At 62.8% G+C, this 366-nt stretch carries 1 protein-coding gene; it reads right to left on the reverse strand.

The window, feature by feature from the left end; all coding sequences use genetic code 11:
- Positions 1-366 (reverse strand): electron transfer flavoprotein subunit alpha/FixB family protein (locus tag JQM68_RS14015; protein ID WP_235223569.1); only part of this gene is annotated, 366 nt, incomplete at both ends.

Raw genomic sequence — 366 nt, forward strand, 5'->3', positions numbered from 1 at the left:
AGATGCCCAGAGCAACATACACCTTGGGATGCACGGTCTTGCCGGTCTGACCGACCTGATGGTCAGCGGACAGCCAGCCAGAGTCGATGGTGGCACGGGAGCCGCCAACGACGCCGCCCAGGACCTCAGCCAGCTCCTCAGCCAGCTTGATGCCGCCCTCGACGTCCTTGCTGATACCACGGCCAACAGACACGATGTAGTCGGCGCCGATCAGATCCACCAGCTTCTTGGCGGCCTTCACGACCTCTACGACCTCGGTCTTCATGTCGGCCTCAGTCAGGGAGAAGGCGGGCTTCACGATCTCGCAGGCGTCAGCCTTGGCCTGGTCGAAGGCGTTCTTCTTCATAACGCCGGGACGCACGGTGG

The organism is Oscillibacter valericigenes (genome assembly GCF_021531435.1).
Classification (GTDB): Bacteria; Bacillota; Clostridia; order Oscillospirales; family Oscillospiraceae; genus Oscillibacter; species Oscillibacter valericigenes_B.